A 16,548-nucleotide genomic window follows, 5' to 3' on the forward strand; every position below is an offset into this window, starting at 1 on the left:
CAGGGGTCGCGCAAGGAGCGACGGGAATTTGCGCTAGGTCTTGCGGATGATGCTGCCGAGCGGCCGCTTTAGCAGGCTTTCCCGGAGCGACCCTTCGCGCGGTCGATCGCCCGCGGTCGGCGGCGAATCGTGTGCCGTCGGCGGCGGTGCCCCGAAGCGAGGCGCGGGCTGCTCGGCCGCGGGCTTTTCGTTCAGAAGCTGTTGGCGGATCTGGTTGAAACGCTCCAGCTCGGGATTGGGGGAAATGGTGCTGCGTGGAAGCATGTCCGGGCGGTAGGGCTCGGCAGAGAGGGCCTCGTCGGCGAAGCCATGCTCCGCCTCGCTTGCGGATGTGGCTCCGAGTTCGCTGTCCCAGCGCTGCTCTTCGCTGCCGGTCGTCGCCGCGATGTAGCTCTGCTGGAAGCCGGAAATATCCGGCCCGTTGATCGCCCGCATGCGGCTGACGATCGAGCGCAGGTCGACGGTTGGCGGTGCGTCTTCGTCGATCCGGTCGACGATGCCGTGGGCGCGCGGCAGGCGCTCTTCGGCTATCCGGTTGAAACGCATGCGCATCGGCACCGCGACGGCCTCGCCGAAGGCGATCGCTTCGCCGTTGCCGATCGAGGAGATGAAGCTGGTGGTCGAGGTCGAGGAGTTCGGGATGGCCGAACGGATGATCTCCTGGTCGCGGTCGTTGGCAAGCCGCATGGCAAAGACCGTCGAGCACTGGGAAAGGATCGTCGGGTCGAGCTCGCCGGGGCGCTGGGTGATGACGCCGAGCGAGACGCCGTATTTGCGGCCCTCCTTGGCGATGCGGGCAATCGCCTGGCGGGTCGGCAGGAACCCGAGCGAGGGATCGGCCGGCACGTAGCGGTGCGCCTCTTCGCAGACGACAAGCATGTGAATGCCGCCATTGCTCCACAGGCCGATTTCGAAAGCCATGCGGCAGAGCACCGAAGCGACGGAATTGACGACTTCCGAGGGAATGCCGGCAAGTTCGAAGGTGGCGATCGGCTTTCCATCGCCGGGAATGCGGAAGATCTTGGCGATCGTGTCCTGGATCGTGTCGGTGATGGTGTTCGAGGAGAACATGAAATGGTAGCGCGGATCGTTGATCGCCGAGACGATCTTGACCTTCAGCGAGCGCAGATGCGGCTTGTCGTTGCGCCCCTCAAGCCGGCCGATGCGTTCGTCGATCAGCGCCAAGAGGTCTGCGATACGGTAGGGCACCGGCGTATCCGCGGTGATCGAGCTTTTCTCCGTCTGGCGCCGCATGAGGCCGGATTCGCCACCCCGGAAAGCCTTCTTCGCTTCGGGAATGATGTCGCGCAGCATGTCGAGCTCGTCCGGCGGCGCCGGGCGGCCGCGGAAGATCACCTCGGCGAATTCCTCGAGGCGGAAGAACCAGAAGGGCAGGTCGAGCGTGTCGGTGTCGATGACGACCGCAAGCTCCGGGAAGGCGGCGGCGAACTCGTTGTGCGGGTCGAGGATCAGCACGCGCAGCTTCGGATCCGAGGCGATCGCCTTGTTGAGCAGCAGCGTGACTGCGGTCGATTTGCCGACACCGGTCGTGCCGACGATGGCGAAGTGCTTGGCGAGCATCGAGGGAACGTGGATCGTCGCGTCGAGGCTCTCATCCTGAGTGAGCTTGCCGATGATGCAGCTGTCGTTGCGGCCGGAATCGTAGATGCGGGCAAGGTCGGCCGCGCGAATGCGGTGCACGATGGCGCCGAGATAGGGATATTGGCTGATGCCGGCGGAAAACGCCTCGCGCCCATCGGCCCCCTTGTGGACCTCGCCCATCAGTTCGACTTCGATGCGGAAGGTGTTGTTGGCTTCCTCGCCCCATTCGGCCGAGGCGGTCTGCATGGAATAGACCAGCGCCACGACGCGGTTTCTGCCGACGGAGATCGAGATCAGTCGCCCGACCGACCAGAGTTCGGTCAGCGACGTTTCGCCGTTTTCGGCGACGGCAGCGATCGTGGCGCGCGCGCCGCTGCACGCGACGACACGCCCCAGGAACCGGTTGCCGGGCTTCAGGCCGTCACGGCGATCCTGCTCTCCCGCGCGGATTGAGGAATGAAGATCATTGTTCAGCAACGCAAAAACCCCGGCATCACGGTCGCTCATGTTAGCCGGGGGGATTTAACAAGTGGTTTCGCGGATTTGCCCGACGCTCAGCCCAGGAGGTGGCGCAGGATGCCGGCCGAGGCGGCGCCGATCAGCACGGTCGGCAGCGCCTGCTCGGCGATCTCGTGGCGCGGCGGGTCGACGGTAGGGCCGTGGCGCGTGCGACTTGATAAAAGTCAATGCGCCTTTGCCTGAAGCGGAATAATCCTATGCCCTGACCAACAGCATCCAGCCGGACATGGCATCCGGTTAGGCTTGCCGGTTGGCGTGGGGAGGCGGCCATGGGCAGTGCATTTGATTACGTGCGCCGGACACCCATTCTCTGGCTTCTCGTTTTCGTCCCCCTGGCGATCGCGGGCGAGCACATCTGGCCGGGGGCGCACACTTTGCTGTTCCTCCTTTCGGTGGCTGCCATCGTGCCGCTTGCGGCCCTGCTCAGCCAGGCGACGGAGTCCGTCGCGGCACGAACCGGCGATACGATCGGCGCGTTGCTCAACGCGACGCTCGGCAACCTGACGGAACTCGTCATCGCGCTGATGGCGCTCGCCGCCGGTCAATACCTGCTGGTCAAGGCCTCGATCGCCGGCGCCATCGTCACCAATACGCTCTTCATGCTCGGAGGCTCGTTCCTCTTCGGCGGACTGCGCTATCACCTGCAGGAGTTCAACCGGGTGAATGCGCGCTTCCTGGCGAGCCTTCTGTTCATGGCGACGGTCGCGGTTCTCGTGCCGTCGCTCATCGGCGCAGCCGACGGACAGCCGCAGACGCCCTTCACCCAGCAATTGAGCGCCGGCCTGTCTGTTGTCCTGATCGTCGTCTACGGGCTCTGGATGCTGTTTTCGCTCAGGACCCATCGCGAACTTTTCATCTCCGCCGGCTCCGGGCATGGCGGAGAGGAGGCGCATTGGCCGCTGGCGACCGGTATCGGCGTGCTTCTGGCGGTGACCGTGCTGGTGGCGCTCGTCAGCGAGGTTTTCGTCGGCTCGGTGCAGGTGGCGGCGGAAGAGCTTGGCATGACGCCGGCCTTCGTCGGCTTCGTCGTCGTGGCGCTGGTCGGGGCCGCCGCCGAGATGGCGACCGCCTTTTCCGCAGCGCGCAAGGACCGGCTCGACCTGAGCGTCGGCATCGCGCTCGGCAGCGCGGTGCAGATCGCTCTCTTTGTCGCGCCGCTGCTGGTGCTCTTGAGCTATGTGCTCGGGCCGCAGCCGATGGACCTGCAGTTCTGGCCGGGGGCCATCGTGATGATGCTGGTCGCGACGATGGCGGCGACGCTGCTGTCGAATGCCGGCCGTTCTGCCTGGTACATGGGCGTGCTGGCGCTGACGGTCTACGTGATCTTCGGCATGACCCTGTTCCTGCTGCCACCACAACAGCCGTGAGACGCGGCTTCCGTCTGGTCGACGATATCAAGGGATCTTCGGGCGGGATGGCGGGGATCGAGGTGGCGCGCGGCTGCCGGCTATTTGGGGGAGTTCATGTCGAATACGACCCAGCGGAAGAACAGGTAGATCGCAGCAAAGCTGATGACGAGCGGCATCAACACAGGGAGGTCAAGCATATCATTGCCCTTGGTTTGAAGCTGCATCATGCAGCAATGCGAATCTTCCACGGCAAGTGTTAATGCGGGGTGCACGAACAGCGTTCGCCCCTAAAACTTTGTCGTTTTATCAGGCTTGACCTCAACTATAGTTGAGCTTCTACAAACCCTTCCATGACAACGCGTCGGAGCGTCATTCCCGGTTCCAGCCCGGCCCGGGGAGCCAAACGACAAGCGACATGGAGGACGGGCATGACCGAGCAATTGCTTTTTCGAAACCTGATGAGGATCGCCCCCGGCCATCTCGATCCGTTCCGCGAGGCGGTGCTGGGCGCAATCGCATTCGTCGAAAGGCACGCGCCGCAGCTGATGGTGCAGACCTTCATCGACGAGAAGGCGATGCAGGCGGTGAGCATACAGCTCTATCGTAATTCGCAGGACGTGCTCCGGCACTGGCAGATGTCGGACGCGCATATCCAGGATGTGTCTGCCCATTGCACGGTGGAGCGGCTCGAAGTTTACGGCAATCCGAGCGAGGCGGTGGCCAAGGGGCTTGCGCCGTTCATCGGTGATGGGCGCGGTTTCATCATGCCGCCGCTCACGGGCTTTTCGCGGTTCTGAAACCAATTCCGGTGTGAAACGGATCCATGATCGGGCCAGCCGATTGCGTCACGCCGGCAGTCCTGCCTTCAGCAGGCCCTGGCGGAACAGGTCGCGGTGTTCGTCCAGCTCAAGCAGGAGGCCGCGCCGGATGAAGTCTTCCGTGGAGAAGTCCGGGCGCACCTGCAGAAGGCGGGCCTTCGTCTCCTCGGCGGCGGCGCTGCTGCCGGCCTGCGCATGGCAGGCGACAAGGCGCGCGAGCGTGAAGGGGCCGGGATTGGGCAACTCCTTGAGCGCCGCGGCCGCCTCTTCATAGCGGCCGAGGATATAAAGGGCGTTGCCGAGTGCAGCGCTATACCAGGGCGGCGGAAATGGGTTCAGCCGGAAGCCTTCGTTGATCCACTCCATTGCTTCATCAAGCTTGCCGCGTCGCGCAAAGAGGCCTCCCATCTGCACCAGCGTACTGGCATCATTGGGGTTCAGCAGATAGGCGCGCCGATAGTGCCGCTCGGCCAACTCGAATTCGCGGCGATTGACGTGAATGAGCGCCAGCAGCCGCTGGCAACCGCCTTCGGTCTCGTCGAGCGAGACCGCCTTGCGCGCCATGGCCAGGGCACAGTCGAGAACGTCCTGCGGGGCATTGGCGTAGCCTTGCGCGGCGGTGGTCGCGAGTGCCAGATGGGCGTAAGCCAAGGCAAAATGCGGGTCGCGGTCGACCGCCGCCTGGAACATGGCGCATGCCTGCCGGTTGTCTTCCGGCTCGTAGCCGCGAATATGCGCGAGCCCACGCAGGTAGAATTCATAGGCCGCAAGGCTCGTCGGCGGCTTGCGGAGCGCCTGCCGCATGCCGGCGCTCTCGATCTGCCCGACGAGGGTGGAGACGATCGTCCGGGTCACCTCATCCTGCACCGCGAAAATATCCGTCAGGCTTCGGTCGTAATGCTCCGACCAGAGGTGCGCGCCGCTCGCTGCCTCGACCAGCTGCGCGGTGACGCGGATCCGCTCGCCGGCGCGGCGGACGCTGCCCTCGACGAGGTAGGTGACGCCGAGCCGGCGGCCGATCTCCCTTCTATCGACACTTCGATCGCGGAAGCTGAAGGATGAACTGGCTGATGTGACGGAAAGCGAGCGGAACCGCGCGAGCCCGCCGATGACGTCCTCGCTGACGCCGTCGCTGAAGAAGGTCTGCTCCGTCGCGCCGCCGAGGTTCTCGAATGGCAGGACCGCGATCGACGTGTGCGCGCAGGCTTGCGAGGCCGCCGGTCCCATTGTCGGTGCGTCCGTCCAGTGCCAGACGCGGATGGGGCGCGTGATGTTCTTCAGCGCGATCTCGCCGCCGTCGAGGAAGGCCGATCGGTTCTTGGCGCTGAGTTGCCGATGGACGACATCGGCGATGCATATGCCACCGGGGGACGCCGAGGCCTGCAGGCGCGCGGCGACGTTGACGCCGTCGCCAAGGAGATCGTCTCCTTCAATGACGACGTCGGCGAGATTGATGCCGATCCTGACGAGGATGCGGTCGTCGGGAGGCTGCTCCAGCTGATCGGAAGCGAGCGCCTCCTGCAGCGATAGGGCGCAATCCACCGCGTTGACGGCGGAGTCGAAGACGACCAGCGTGCCGTCACCCATCAGCTTGACGATCCGCCCGCCGCAGGCGGCGATGCTGGGAGCAAGGATGGACGTCTGCAGCCGCTTCATAGTGCCGAGCGTGCGAATTTCGTCGGCCTCCGTTAGACGGGAGTAGCCGACAATGTCGGTGGCCATGATGACCGCAAGTCGCCGCTCGACGCGCCCGTTTGCCATCCTGCTCTCCGCATGCTGTCTATATTTTAGCGTGTTCTCACTAGGGCCGGAAGATGAAGGCGTTCGCGGTCAAAGCGCGTTGCGATCTTTCAGATTCGCTCCTTGCGTTTTTTCGATTTTTTTCGAATGTCGTTTCGCAAAACCGCTGCGTACTTCTGCGCGACTTACTCTACCTGCGTCCCATCTGTTCCTGCAGAAACTCGATGAAGCGTTGGGTCTTGGCCGGCAGCAGCCGTGTTTCGGTGATGGCGTGGATTGCGACGGAGGTGCCTTCCCAGGCGGGCAGCACACGCTTCAACCGGCCCTCGGCGAAATCGTCGCCGGCAATGCGCTCGGCCAGCAAGGCGATGCCCTGGCCGTTGACGGCAAGCGCGCTCATCATGCCGACATTGTTGACCGTGAAGCGGCCGCCGACCGATACCTCGATCTTGTTGTTGCGGCCATCATGCAGCGTCCAGTCCGTTGCCCTCGGCATAGAGATGCAGTCGTGACGGGCCAGATCCGCCGGATCCTGCGGCTCCCCAGACGCCGCCAGATAGGCAGGGGAAGCGTAGAGATAGCGTGCGTGGCGGCCGAGCAGCCGTGCAATCAGGCGCGAATCCTGCAGTTCGCCGGCACGGATCACCACGTCGAAGGGCTCCGCCACCAGATCGACGCGCCGTGGTGTCAGGTCGAAATCGAAGGTGATGCCGGGATAGCGCCGGGCGAATTCCGCGATCAGCGGCGTCATGTAGATGGTTGCGAAATCGACCGGCATCGACACGCGCAGGAGGCCGCTCGGCTGCTCCAGCATCGCGCCGAGCTGCTCGTGGGCGAGGCGCGCTTCGTCGACGATGCGTTTGCTGCGCTCGAAATAGAGCTGGCCCGCTTCGGTGAGTTCGATCTTTCGCGTCGTGCGGTGAAGCAGCCGCAGCCCGATCGCCTTCTCCAATTCGCTGATCCGCCGCGACAGGGTGGAGTTGGGCATGCCGACGATTTCGGCGGCTTTGCGAAAGCTTCTGGCTTTCGCGACTTCGACGAACAGTGCCATGTCGTTCAAATGGGTCATCTTTGCTCCATCAGTGGAATAGTAAATTCAGTATGGCTATATTTATCCCGGAAACGGAATAGTGGACAAGGACTCCAACTTAAGGACAAGCCTCGAAGGAGATCCTGATGAGCCTGCTATTCAACCGTGTCCGCATCGGTCGCTACACGCTTGCCAACCGGTTGGCCATGGCGCCGATGACCCGCAGCCGCGCCGAATATGACGGTACGCCCGGCGCACTCGCCGCGGAATATTACGCCCAGCGCGCCAGCGTCGGCCTGATCGTGACCGAAGGCACCCAGCCTTCTGACGACGGCCAGGGCTATCTCACGACACCCGGCATCTACACCGATGCGCATGTCGCCGGCTGGAAGAAGATCACTGCTGCCGTGCACGAGAGGGGCGGTCATATTTTCGTCCAGCTCATGCATGCCGGGCGCATGTCGCATCCGGACAACACGCCGCATCACCGCCAGGGCGTAGCGCCCTCGGCGATTGCGCCGGGGAGTGGCATGTTCACGGCAACGGGCATGCAGGACATCCCGACGCCGCGGGCGCTGACGTCAGAGGAAGTGCGCCGGACCGTCGCCGACTTCCGCCATGCGGCCCGTCGCGCGATCGAGGCCGGTGCCGATGGCGTCGAAATCCATGGCGCGAACGCCTATCTGGTCCATCAGTTCCTGGCGCCGAGCGCCAACATCCGCACCGACGAATATGGCGGATCAATCGAGAACCGGGCGCGGTTTGCGATCGAGGTAGCCGCGGCCATCGCCGAGGAGATCGGCGCGGACCGCACCGCCATCCGGCTTTCTCCCGGCCTTGCGATGTGGGGCATCGACGAGGGCGCCGAAGGGCCTGATCTTTATCGTTATCTGGTTGCCGAACTCGACAGGCTGGGCCTTGCCTATCTGCACATCATGCATGCGGGCGACGAGCCATTGCTCGCCTCGATCCGCAAGCTCTGGACGCAGCCCTTGATCCTGAACAGGCCCGGCCGCGGACGCGACGCGATCGGTTCCGATCTCGCATCCGGGCTCGCCGATCTGGAGGCTTATGGCCAGATGGTGCTGGCCAATCCGGATTTCGTTCACCGGCTGAAAGCCGAGGCGCCGATGAACGACGCCGACCGCATGACCTATTTCGGCGGCACCGGGAAGGGCTACGTCGACTACCCGGCGCTCGCCGCTACCGCCTGAAGTGGGAGCCTACTGCATGTTTTTGTCCTTTAACCGGCTACGATTAAAGGAAACATGCAGTAGCTGCACGTCTTGATCACCCGACCATAGGAGCGCATTGAGCTTCTCGGCTGCGATTTAGCAGTAGTAGACGCCAACTGCGCAGCGGCGCACGGTGCGCCGCGCCACTCCGGCCACGCTGACCGGCGTAAGCGGACGCCCGACCCTGGCCTCGGCTGTCGAGACGAAACTGTACGAACTCAATGCTGGAATGCGCTCTGCAGCTTGCAGTCCTGGAAAGCCGACGATGCCGGCGAGCAGCAAAATTCTCAATTTCTTTGACACGGTCATTGGCCGCCTCCTATGGCCAGATGGCCGGGCAGTTCATCAATATCGGTGAGTTCCTTCGGATCGACCTTCTTTGCGTTGGTCTCGTTCTTGAAGCCGAAATCGTCCGCAGCAACCTCACTGCCGGTCTTCCAGTCCCTGGTCTGGACGCTGTATTGCGGTGCCTGGTCAAGCTGATTGCTGGTGATGACATACCGGCAGGGATAGGGGCGCTCGCCCTGAGCGATCCAGATCTGCCAATCGATCTCCTTGGTGCGAAATGCCAGATGATCGCATTCGGTGCCGCCGATTACGCCGCTGCCGAGGTCCTTTACGTCAACAACGTCGGTCATCAGCACATCGTAGACATTCGACAGAAGCAAATCGGCGCCAGGCATGGGCTTCTGGAGCTTTTCCCGCAACTCGTCGACGAGCTGGTCCAGCGTGCCGGTCTTCTCGACCTCGGTATAGAGATTGGCGTCCTTGCCGACAACCGTGAGAGTCTTGCCGTCGAAGATCATCTCGACATTGGCGAAGCCGCCAGTGCGCGTCGCACGAATCTTGTCGGGCCGGGTGAGATCGATCGTTCCAGAACTCGCCAGTTGGAGCTTCTGGTGATCCTTGGTAACAACCTCGAGATTAGTATCATAACCAAAAGATATGGTCTTCTGCGCCGCCAAATAGTCGGACATGGCCTTGAGCAGGCTCTTGGCCTCAGCATCCCCGGCCTTCGCGCCTGAAGGTGTTCCCATGCCAACGATTAATGCCAATACCGCAGCCGACACCGTCGCGGTGGAACGCACCACCGCTTTCTGCACAAGCTTCACCATCTGATTGTTCTCCCTCTATGCCGCACTTGGCTTACATGAGGTCGCCTCCCGGCAGCGAGCGCTCCGAGGGTGGCGATCAATGGCAGACAAATGATCGCACGGAGATCCACCTCGCGCGCTTGAGATGGATACCTCGCGCCGAAACGTACGCTTGCAATCGGAAGTCACGGATACTAGCAGGTTAATCAAATAGTGTCGACGCGATTGCAGGGCCGCTGCGCCGGCGTTCTGATCGGCACGCGACAGGCTGACATGATCTGGTGCCGGAATGAGCCGCTTCGGCACCTTGCCGCCCGGTTTTCTCAACCGGCCACGGGTCGGGCGCCCCTGCTTGCGCAACAATGTTCCGCGCGGAAGCCCGATCGTGTAACTAAAAGCCGTTGACGCCTTGGGCTTTTGTGGTTATCAACTCGGCCCATGAAAAATTTCGCGGTTATTCTTGTGGTGGGACGGCGCATGGGCAGGATGGTGTAACCATCCGGCGGTAGCCACCCATGCGCTGAACGAGGCTCCTGACGGGGCCTTTTTTTATGCCTTCAAACAAGCTAAGCACCCAACTGGGAAAAGGGACGGAAGCAAGTCAATGAGCGGTACAGAAAACCAGATGACAGGCGCGGAGATCGTTCTCCAGGCACTGAGAGACAACGGCGTCGAGCATATCTTCGGCTATCCGGGCGGCGCCGTGCTTCCGATCTACGACGAGATCCACCAGCAGGACGATATCCAGCACATCCTCGTTCGCCACGAGCAGGGCGCCGGCCACATGGCCGAAGGCTATGCCCGCTCGACCGGCAAGGTCGGTGTCATGCTGGTCACCTCCGGTCCCGGCGCCACCAATGCGGTGACGCCGCTGCAGGACGCGCTGATGGATTCCATCCCGCTCGTCTGCATCTCCGGCCAGGTTCCGACCTCGCTGATCGGTTCCGACGCCTTTCAGGAATGCGACACCGTCGGCATCACCCGGCCGTGCACCAAGCACAACTGGCTGGTCAAGGACGTCAACGATCTCGCCCGCATCATCCATGAGGCTTTCCGCGTTGCCCAGTCCGGCCGCCCGGGTCCCGTCGTCGTCGATATCCCGAAGGACATCCAGTTTGCGACCGGCACCTACACGCCTCCATCAGCCGTTCCGACCCAGAAAAGCTACCAGCCGAAGAAGCAGGGCGATCTGAAGAAGATCGAGGAAGCGGTCGAACTGATGCGCAATGCGCGCCAGCCGATCATCTATTCCGGCGGCGGCGTCATCAATTCCGGTCCGGAAGCCTCGCATCTCCTGCGCGAGCTGGTCGAATTGACGGGCTTCCCGATCACCTCGACGCTGATGGGCCTCGGCGCCTATCCGGCCTCCGGCAAGGCCTGGCTCGGCATGCTCGGCATGCATGGCACCTACGAAGCCAACATGGCGATGCATGACTGCGACGTCATGATCTGCATCGGCGCCCGCTTCGACGACCGCATCACCGGCCGCCTCAACGCGTTCTCGCCGAACTCCAAGAAGATCCACATCGACATCGACCCGTCGTCGATCAACAAGAACGTGCGCGTCGACGTGCCGATCCTCGGCGATGTCGGCACGGTTCTGGAAGACATGGTTCGCCTGTGGCGCGCCGCGTCCAAGAGCGCCGACAAGGCGCGGCTTTCCGACTGGTGGGAGATGATCACCAAGTGGCGCGCCCGCAACTCGCTCGCCTATGCGCCGAACGACGACGTCATCATGCCGCAATATGCGATCCAGCGACTCTATGAGCTGAGCAAGGGCCGCGACACCTACATCACCACGGAAGTCGGCCAGCACCAGATGTGGGCAGCGCAGTTCTTCGGCTTCGAGCAGCCGAACCGCTGGATGACCTCGGGCGGTCTCGGCACCATGGGCTACGGCTTCCCGGCCGCCATCGGCGTCCAGGTCGCGCATCCGAACAGCCTCGTCGTCGATATCGCCGGCGACGCCTCGATCCAGATGTGCATCCAGGAAATGTCCTGCGCGGTCCAGTACGGCCTGCCGATCAAGATCTTCATCCTCAACAACCAGTACATGGGCATGGTTCGCCAGTGGCAGCAGCTCTTGCACGGCAACCGCCTGTCGCACTCCTACACCGAGGCGATGCCTGATTTCGTCAAGCTGGCGGAAGCCTATGGCGGCGTCGGCATCCGTTGCGACAAGCCCGGCGAACTCGACGATGCGATCCGCCGCATGATCGACACGCCGGCGCCCGTCATCTTCGATTGCCGCGTTGCCAATCTCGCCAACTGCTTCCCGATGATCCCCTCGGGTAAGGCTCATAACGAGATGCTGTTGCCCGACGAAGCCACGGACGAAGCGGTCGCCAACGCGATCGACGCCAAGGGCCGTCAGCTCGTCTGAGATAGGTAGAGGAACCAACTGACATGAACGCACACCTTCAACCGACCGGCTCCGCCTACTTCATCGCCAAGGAGACCGAGGTCGCCGAAACCCACACGCTTTCGGTTCTCGTCGACAACGAGCCGGGCGTCCTTGCCCGCGTCATCGGCCTGTTCTCCGGCCGCGGCTACAACATCGAAAGCCTCACGGTTTCGGAAACGGAACACGAGGCGCACCTGTCGCGCATCACCATCGTGACGCGCGGCACGCCGCATGTGCTCGACCAGATCAAGAACCAGCTCGAGCGGCTGGTGCCGGTCCACCGCGTCGTCGACCTGACGGTCCGCGCCGCAAGCCTCGGCCACGACCGGCCGATCGAGCGGGAACTGGCGCTCGTCAAGGTGCATGGCTCGGGCGACCACCGCGTCGAGGCGCTGCGGCTGGCCGACGCCTTCCGCGCCTCGGTCATCGACGCCAACATCGATCACTTCGTCTTCGAGATCACCGGCAAGCCGTCGAAGATCGAGCAATTCATCGCCATCATGAAGCCACTCGGCCTCATCGAAGTCTGCCGCACGGGTATTGCGGCGATGAACCGCGGCCCGCAGGGCATGTGATTTTTGCGCGGGCGAGGGGCCGCTCATGCGATCTTGGCGCCCGTCGCTGCCCTCAAGCTGGATTTGCGCTCACGCTCTTGGGCTGGGAATGCCCCTCACCCTAGCCCTCTCCCCGCAGGCGGGGAGAGGGGACTGGCGCCGTTCGTGCCTCTCCCTTCCAGACTTTCCAAAAAACCAGCGTCTCTACAATCGACGTGGTGCGCTTGTGCCCGACGGTCGCCACGCGTGTCCTTCTCCCCGCAGGCGGGGAGAAGGTGGCCGGCAGGCCGGATGAGGGGCAGGCTGAACCTCGATGGAACCTGCCGGACGCCACTCTGTTGACTTCGCCGGCATTTCTCGCCGACTAATCCCGGACAGGAAATCCGAAGATATCAGGTGCCGGATGAGCTCCACGATGCAGGCATTGGTACTCACACGATACGGCGGCCCTGATGCTGCCGAGCTGCGTGACGTGCCGCGTCCGCGAGCCGCGCGCGGCGAGGTGCTCGTGCGGGTGCACGCCGCAGGTCTCAATCCCGTCGACTACAAGACGCGGGAAGGCATGCTCAAGGTCGTCCAGCGCTACTCGCTGCCAACCGTCATGGGCAACGAACTTGCCGGCGTCGTCGAGGCGCTGGGAGAAGACGTCACGTCCTTCACGCCGGGAGATCGTGTCTTTGCGCGTATGCCCAAGGAGGCCATGGGCGGCTTGGCCGAGTATGCGGTCGTGCCTGAACAGTTTCTGGCAAAGATGCCCGCATCGATCGATTTCAACACGGCAGCCGGCGTGCCGCTTGCCGGCCTCACGGCCTTACAGGCGCTGCGCGACGAGCTTCATGTGAGCCAAGGCAGCCGGATCTTCATACCCGGCGGCGCCGGCGGCGTCGGCACCTTCGCGATCCAGCTGGCGAAATGGCTGGGGGCGGAGGTGACGACCACGGCGTCGACGCGTGGCCGTGCGCTTGTCGAAGAGCTCGGCGCGCACGTGGTGATCGACTACACGACAGAACGGTTCGAGGAGCAGTTGCGCGACATGGACGGCGCCTTCGATCTGGTTGGCGGCGAAACGCTCATGAAGTCGTTCGGCGTGGTCAAGCGCGGCGGCAAAGTGGTTTCCATCGCCGGCATGCCCGAGCCTGAAACCGCGCGAAAGGACCTCGGCCGTGGCCTGTTCCTGAGGGCGCTTTTCTGGCTTGCATCCTACCGGATCCGCGCCGTCGCCAGGAAACATGGCGTCGCCTACCGCTACCTTTTCATGCATCCTGATGGTGCCGAGCTTGCCGAACTTGCCGATCTCATCGAGACCAAGGCGATCAGGCCCGTCATCGACCGCGTGTTTCCGCTCAAGGATGTAGCGCAAGCCTTTGCCTATCTGGAATCCGGCCACGCCAAGGGCAAGGTGGTGGTGGAGATCGGGAGTCGCTCCGGCTGACCCAAGTCTGCCGCAACGGCATCGCCGCCATGAACCGCGGCCCGTAGGGACTATGATTTCCAGCGTGGGTTACGCGGGCTGCCGCCCCCTGACAGCCCCTCACCCTAGCCCTCTCCCCGCAGGCGGGGAGAGGGGACGCGGTTGTGCGCTGACCGCCCGGAGTTCTTTCAGGGACGAGCAGGACGCCAACGGTTTTGTTGGGGCGAGCGGGCGCGGCGATTTCCTTCTCCCCGCAGGCGGGGAGAAGGTGGCCGTCAGGCCGGATGAGGGCTGTCCTACTTTGACTTCGCCTTGGCTTCGCTCTCCCGCTTGAGAGGACGGCTGACCGGGCAGACCTCCTGGGCAAAGCCGTTCAGCGTGTTGATCAGATTGTTGGTCACAATGGTGTAGTGAACGAACTGGCCGCGCTTTTCCTTGGCAATCAAGCCGGCGTTCTCCAGCACGGTCAGATGTTGCGACACCGAGGGCTTGCTCATGTTGAAGCGCTCGGCGATCTCGCCCGCCGTCAGGCTGGAGGCTGAGAGATAGGCCAGAATCTTGCGCCGATGCAGCGACGATAGTGCGTTGAACACCCGTTGCGCCGATCCGCCTGCATCAGGGTTGAGCGTGTCGTCGTTCACAAAATCTCCTTTGTCGCCGGCAGGTCGATCAATAGGTAATTAGGATATTGCCTAAATACCTATTCGCGGGTAAATATGTAATTAGTTTATTTCCTAAATAACTTCTGCGCCGGTTGTTTTCAATCGGGTCCTTCAGTGTTGCCTGAAAAACTGGTCAGGGTTTTGTCGTGGAGGGTGCCATGGATGTCGTGTCGACTGGCAGAATGATAGCGCTGCGCGATAGCGAACCGGTGAACGGCCGGGTCGTCTGGGTTCCGGGCAAGTCGCTCTGGATCTCCGGAATGACGCTCGTGGCCGTTATCGGTGCGCCAATGACGTTTTCGGTGGACGCCCTTGTGATCTTCATCGTTCTGACGGCCCTTACGATCTGCCTCGGCCATTCGGTTGGCATGCACCGGCTACTGATCCATCGCTCTTTTGAGGCGCCGCTCTGGCTCGAGCGCATCCTCGTCACCTTCGGTGTGCTTGTCGGCATGGCCGGGCCGTTCGGCATGATCTACGCCCATGACATTCGCGATTGGGCGCAGCGCCAGCAGGCCTGCCACGATCTCTTCGCGCACCGCCGACCTTTCCTTCAGGACGCCTTCTGGCAGATGCATTGCGTGGTCGCGCTCGATCATCCGCCGCGATTTATCATTGAAGACCGTGTCGCGCAGGATCGGTTCTATCGCTTCCTTGAAGTGACATGGATGCTGCAGCAGGCGCCGCTGGCGCTGGTGCTTTTCGTCTTCGGTGGCATTTCCTGGGTGATCTGGGGCGTGGCGGTCCGTGTTTCCGTCTCGCTCACCGGTCATTGGCTGGTCGGTCACTTCGCCCATCGCGGCGGCGAGCAGGGGTGGCGCGTCGATGGCGTCGCGGTGCAGGGCTACAACCTGCCGCGTTTCGGTCTGGTGACCTTCGGTGAAGCCTATCACGGCAACCACCACGCCTTTCCGGAATCCGCCAGGCTCGGGATCGAGGACGGGCAGATCGATCTGGGCTGGTGGTTCATCCGCCTGCTTTCGCGCCTGGGGCTGGCTTCGGCGATCAAGCTGCCGTCCAATACGCGACGACGCGCCGGTCTCAGACGCATCGTTGCAAGTCCGGAAGGACTGACCGGCCAGAGAAAGGCCTGTCCGGTCCTGCGCGCGTTGCTGCGGTAATGCTTAAGCTGGCGGCTGGTTTAGATCATCTCCAATGATCGCTTGCGCTTCGGCGGCGGGAAGGCGCGGTCGAGGTCGCCGAGGTCTTCCGCCGTCAGGTGAATGTCCATCGCGTCGAGGTTTTCTCGGGCGCGGTCCGCCGAACCGGTCTTGGGGATCGAGATCACGCCGGGACGGGTTTTGAGGAAGGCAAGCGCGATCTGCGATGGCGTCGCCTGATGCGCCTTGGCGATGTGGATGAGATCCGGATGGCGGAGCAGCCGGCCTTCGTCGAGCGGCGAATAGGCCATGATCGCGATGCCACGCTTTTGACACCAGGGCAAAAGGTCGAATTCGATGCCGCGGCGTGAGAGGTTGTAGAGCACCTGGTTGACTGCGACGTTCTTTCCGTCCGGCACCGCAAGCAATTCCTCCATGTCGTCGACGTCGAAATTCGACACACCCCAGGCGCCGATCTTGCCGGCCTTTTTCAGCGCCTCGAAGGCGGCGACGGTTTCGGCGAGCGGATAGCCGCCGCGCCAGTGCAGGAGATAGAGGTCGATATGGTCGATACCGAGATGCTTCAGGCTGCGTTCGCATGCGGCTTCGGTGCCGATCCGACTGGCATTCGATGGCAGCACCTTACTGACGATGAAGGCTTCGTCGCGCCGGCCGCTGACCGCTTCGCCAACGACCCGCTCCGAGGCGCCATTGCCGTACATCTCCGCGGTGTCGATCAGCGTCATGCCGAGATCGAGGCCAAGCTGCAGGCTCTTCACTTCATCGTTCTTGCGCGACGGCGCGTCGCCCATGCGCCAGGTGCCTTGCCCGAGCACGGGCACGCGGCGGCCATCGGGTAGCGTGGTTGTCGGGATCGGATCATGCATCGGGCTCTCCTCGCAGGCGTATGTGTTGGACGGGCGGTTGTTCTGTCCGATCGGCAATCTAGCGCAAAGCATCGCGCTTTCGAGCCCACGCCGTCGGGCAAAGCAGTATCGCGCTGCGGCCGGCTAATTTCGCGTAAAGGTCG

14 protein-coding genes are annotated in these 16,548 nt (G+C 63.0%); 7 read left to right on the forward strand and 7 right to left on the reverse strand.

Going from position 1 to position 16,548, the window contains the following annotated elements:
• Window positions 1-33 precede the first annotated feature (33 nt).
• Entirely contained in the window at window positions 34-2,079 is a 2,046-nt protein-coding gene (locus ASE60_RS23790; RefSeq protein ID WP_057254391.1) for an ATP-binding protein, read from the reverse strand.
• 311 nt (window positions 2,080-2,390) lie between these two features.
• On the opposite strand from ASE60_RS23790, the gene cax reads away from it, so the two are divergent.
• Window positions 2,391-3,488, forward strand: coding sequence for a calcium/proton exchanger (gene cax, locus ASE60_RS23795; protein WP_057253595.1), 1,098 nt, complete (start codon window positions 2,391-2,393; stop codon window positions 3,486-3,488).
• Between the two features lie 410 nt (window positions 3,489-3,898).
• Window positions 3,899-4,267, forward strand: coding sequence for a hypothetical protein (locus ASE60_RS23800; RefSeq protein WP_057253597.1), 369 nt, complete (start codon window positions 3,899-3,901; stop codon window positions 4,265-4,267).
• A 48-nt stretch (window positions 4,268-4,315) separates the two neighbouring features.
• Here the strand turns inward: ASE60_RS23800 and ASE60_RS23805 are convergent, their stop codons facing one another.
• Together ASE60_RS23805 and ASE60_RS23810 are read right to left on the reverse strand one after the other, a co-directional pair.
• Complete coding sequence (locus ASE60_RS23805; protein WP_057253599.1) at window positions 4,316-6,049, reverse strand: adenylate/guanylate cyclase domain-containing protein; 1,734 nt, start codon at window positions 6,047-6,049, stop codon at window positions 4,316-4,318.
• Between the two features lie 169 nt (window positions 6,050-6,218).
• On the reverse strand, window positions 6,219-7,097 hold the full coding sequence (locus ASE60_RS23810) for a LysR family transcriptional regulator (protein WP_057253601.1): 879 nt from the start codon (window positions 7,095-7,097) through the stop codon (window positions 6,219-6,221).
• 107 nt (window positions 7,098-7,204) lie between these two features.
• Between ASE60_RS23810 and ASE60_RS23815 the strand changes: the two genes are divergently transcribed.
• Window positions 7,205-8,272 (forward strand): alkene reductase, encoded by a 1,068-nt coding sequence (locus tag ASE60_RS23815; RefSeq protein ID WP_057253603.1) that lies wholly within the window; start codon window positions 7,205-7,207, stop codon window positions 8,270-8,272.
• Between the two features lie 117 nt (window positions 8,273-8,389).
• On the opposite strand, the gene ASE60_RS34085 is transcribed toward ASE60_RS23815, so the two are convergent.
• On the reverse strand, window positions 8,390-8,602 hold the full coding sequence (locus ASE60_RS34085; protein ID WP_082616034.1) for a hypothetical protein: 213 nt from the start codon (window positions 8,600-8,602) through the stop codon (window positions 8,390-8,392).
• The gene (locus ASE60_RS23820) at window positions 8,599-9,408 is read right to left on the reverse strand and encodes a DUF2092 domain-containing protein (RefSeq protein WP_057253605.1); all 810 of its coding nucleotides are present in this window, start codon (window positions 9,406-9,408) and stop codon (window positions 8,599-8,601) included. Before ASE60_RS23820 ends, ASE60_RS34085 begins: the two co-directional genes overlap by 4 nt.
• Window positions 9,409-9,991: 583 nt before the next feature.
• Here ASE60_RS23820 and ASE60_RS23825 point away from each other — a divergent pair.
• From ASE60_RS23825 to ASE60_RS23835, 3 genes are all read left to right on the forward strand, one after another.
• The gene (locus ASE60_RS23825; RefSeq protein WP_057253607.1) at window positions 9,992-11,770 is read left to right on the forward strand and encodes an acetolactate synthase 3 large subunit; all 1,779 of its coding nucleotides are present in this window, start codon (window positions 9,992-9,994) and stop codon (window positions 11,768-11,770) included.
• A gap of 23 nt (window positions 11,771-11,793) precedes the next feature.
• Window positions 11,794-12,366 (forward strand): acetolactate synthase small subunit, encoded by a 573-nt coding sequence (gene ilvN, locus ASE60_RS23830; protein WP_034792687.1) that lies wholly within the window; start codon window positions 11,794-11,796, stop codon window positions 12,364-12,366.
• Between the two features lie 394 nt (window positions 12,367-12,760).
• On the forward strand, window positions 12,761-13,777 hold the full coding sequence (locus ASE60_RS23835; RefSeq protein WP_057254393.1) for an NADP-dependent oxidoreductase: 1,017 nt from the start codon (window positions 12,761-12,763) through the stop codon (window positions 13,775-13,777).
• A gap of 275 nt (window positions 13,778-14,052) precedes the next feature.
• On the opposite strand, the gene ASE60_RS23840 is transcribed toward ASE60_RS23835, so the two are convergent.
• Window positions 14,053-14,397 carry a metalloregulator ArsR/SmtB family transcription factor gene (locus ASE60_RS23840; RefSeq protein WP_057253609.1) on the reverse strand — a complete coding sequence of 115 codons (345 nt, stop codon included), beginning with the start codon at window positions 14,395-14,397 and terminating at the stop codon, window positions 14,053-14,055.
• 179 nt (window positions 14,398-14,576) lie between these two features.
• Here ASE60_RS23840 and ASE60_RS23845 point away from each other — a divergent pair, with 179 nt between their 5' ends.
• On the forward strand, window positions 14,577-15,539 hold the full coding sequence (locus ASE60_RS23845) for an acyl-CoA desaturase (RefSeq protein ID WP_057253611.1): 963 nt from the start codon (window positions 14,577-14,579) through the stop codon (window positions 15,537-15,539).
• Window positions 15,540-15,559: 20 nt separating this feature from the next.
• On the opposite strand, the gene ASE60_RS23850 is transcribed toward ASE60_RS23845, so the two are convergent.
• Window positions 15,560-16,405, reverse strand: coding sequence for an aldo/keto reductase (locus ASE60_RS23850; RefSeq protein ID WP_057253614.1), 846 nt, complete (start codon window positions 16,403-16,405; stop codon window positions 15,560-15,562).
• Window positions 16,406-16,548: the final 143 nt, after the last annotated feature.

The sequence above is a fragment of the Ensifer sp. Root278 genome (genome assembly GCF_001429285.1).
In the GTDB taxonomy this organism is placed as follows: Bacteria; Pseudomonadota; Alphaproteobacteria; order Rhizobiales; family Rhizobiaceae; genus Ensifer.

Coding starts and splice junctions, on each gene's coding strand:
- cax (WP_057253595.1), top strand. CDS start 2,391: ATGGGCAGTGCATTTGATTACGTGCGCCGGACACCCATTCTCTGGCTT.
- ASE60_RS23800 (WP_057253597.1), top strand. CDS start 3,899: ATGACCGAGCAATTGCTTTTTCGAAACCTGATGAGGATCGCCCCCGGC.
- ASE60_RS23805 (WP_057253599.1), bottom strand. CDS start 6,049: ATGGCAAACGGGCGCGTCGAGCGGCGACTTGCGGTCATCATGGCCACC.
- ASE60_RS23810 (WP_057253601.1), bottom strand. CDS start 7,097: ATGACCCATTTGAACGACATGGCACTGTTCGTCGAAGTCGCGAAAGCC.
- ASE60_RS23815 (WP_057253603.1), top strand. CDS start 7,205: ATGAGCCTGCTATTCAACCGTGTCCGCATCGGTCGCTACACGCTTGCC.
- ASE60_RS34085 (WP_082616034.1), bottom strand. CDS start 8,602: ATGACCGTGTCAAAGAAATTGAGAATTTTGCTGCTCGCCGGCATCGTC.
- ASE60_RS23820 (WP_057253605.1), bottom strand. CDS start 9,408: ATGGTGAAGCTTGTGCAGAAAGCGGTGGTGCGTTCCACCGCGACGGTG.
- ASE60_RS23825 (WP_057253607.1), top strand. CDS start 9,992: ATGAGCGGTACAGAAAACCAGATGACAGGCGCGGAGATCGTTCTCCAG.
- ilvN (WP_034792687.1), top strand. CDS start 11,794: ATGAACGCACACCTTCAACCGACCGGCTCCGCCTACTTCATCGCCAAG.
- ASE60_RS23835 (WP_057254393.1), top strand. CDS start 12,761: ATGCAGGCATTGGTACTCACACGATACGGCGGCCCTGATGCTGCCGAG.
- ASE60_RS23845 (WP_057253611.1), top strand. CDS start 14,577: ATGGATGTCGTGTCGACTGGCAGAATGATAGCGCTGCGCGATAGCGAA.
- ASE60_RS23850 (WP_057253614.1), bottom strand. CDS start 16,405: ATGCATGATCCGATCCCGACAACCACGCTACCCGATGGCCGCCGCGTG.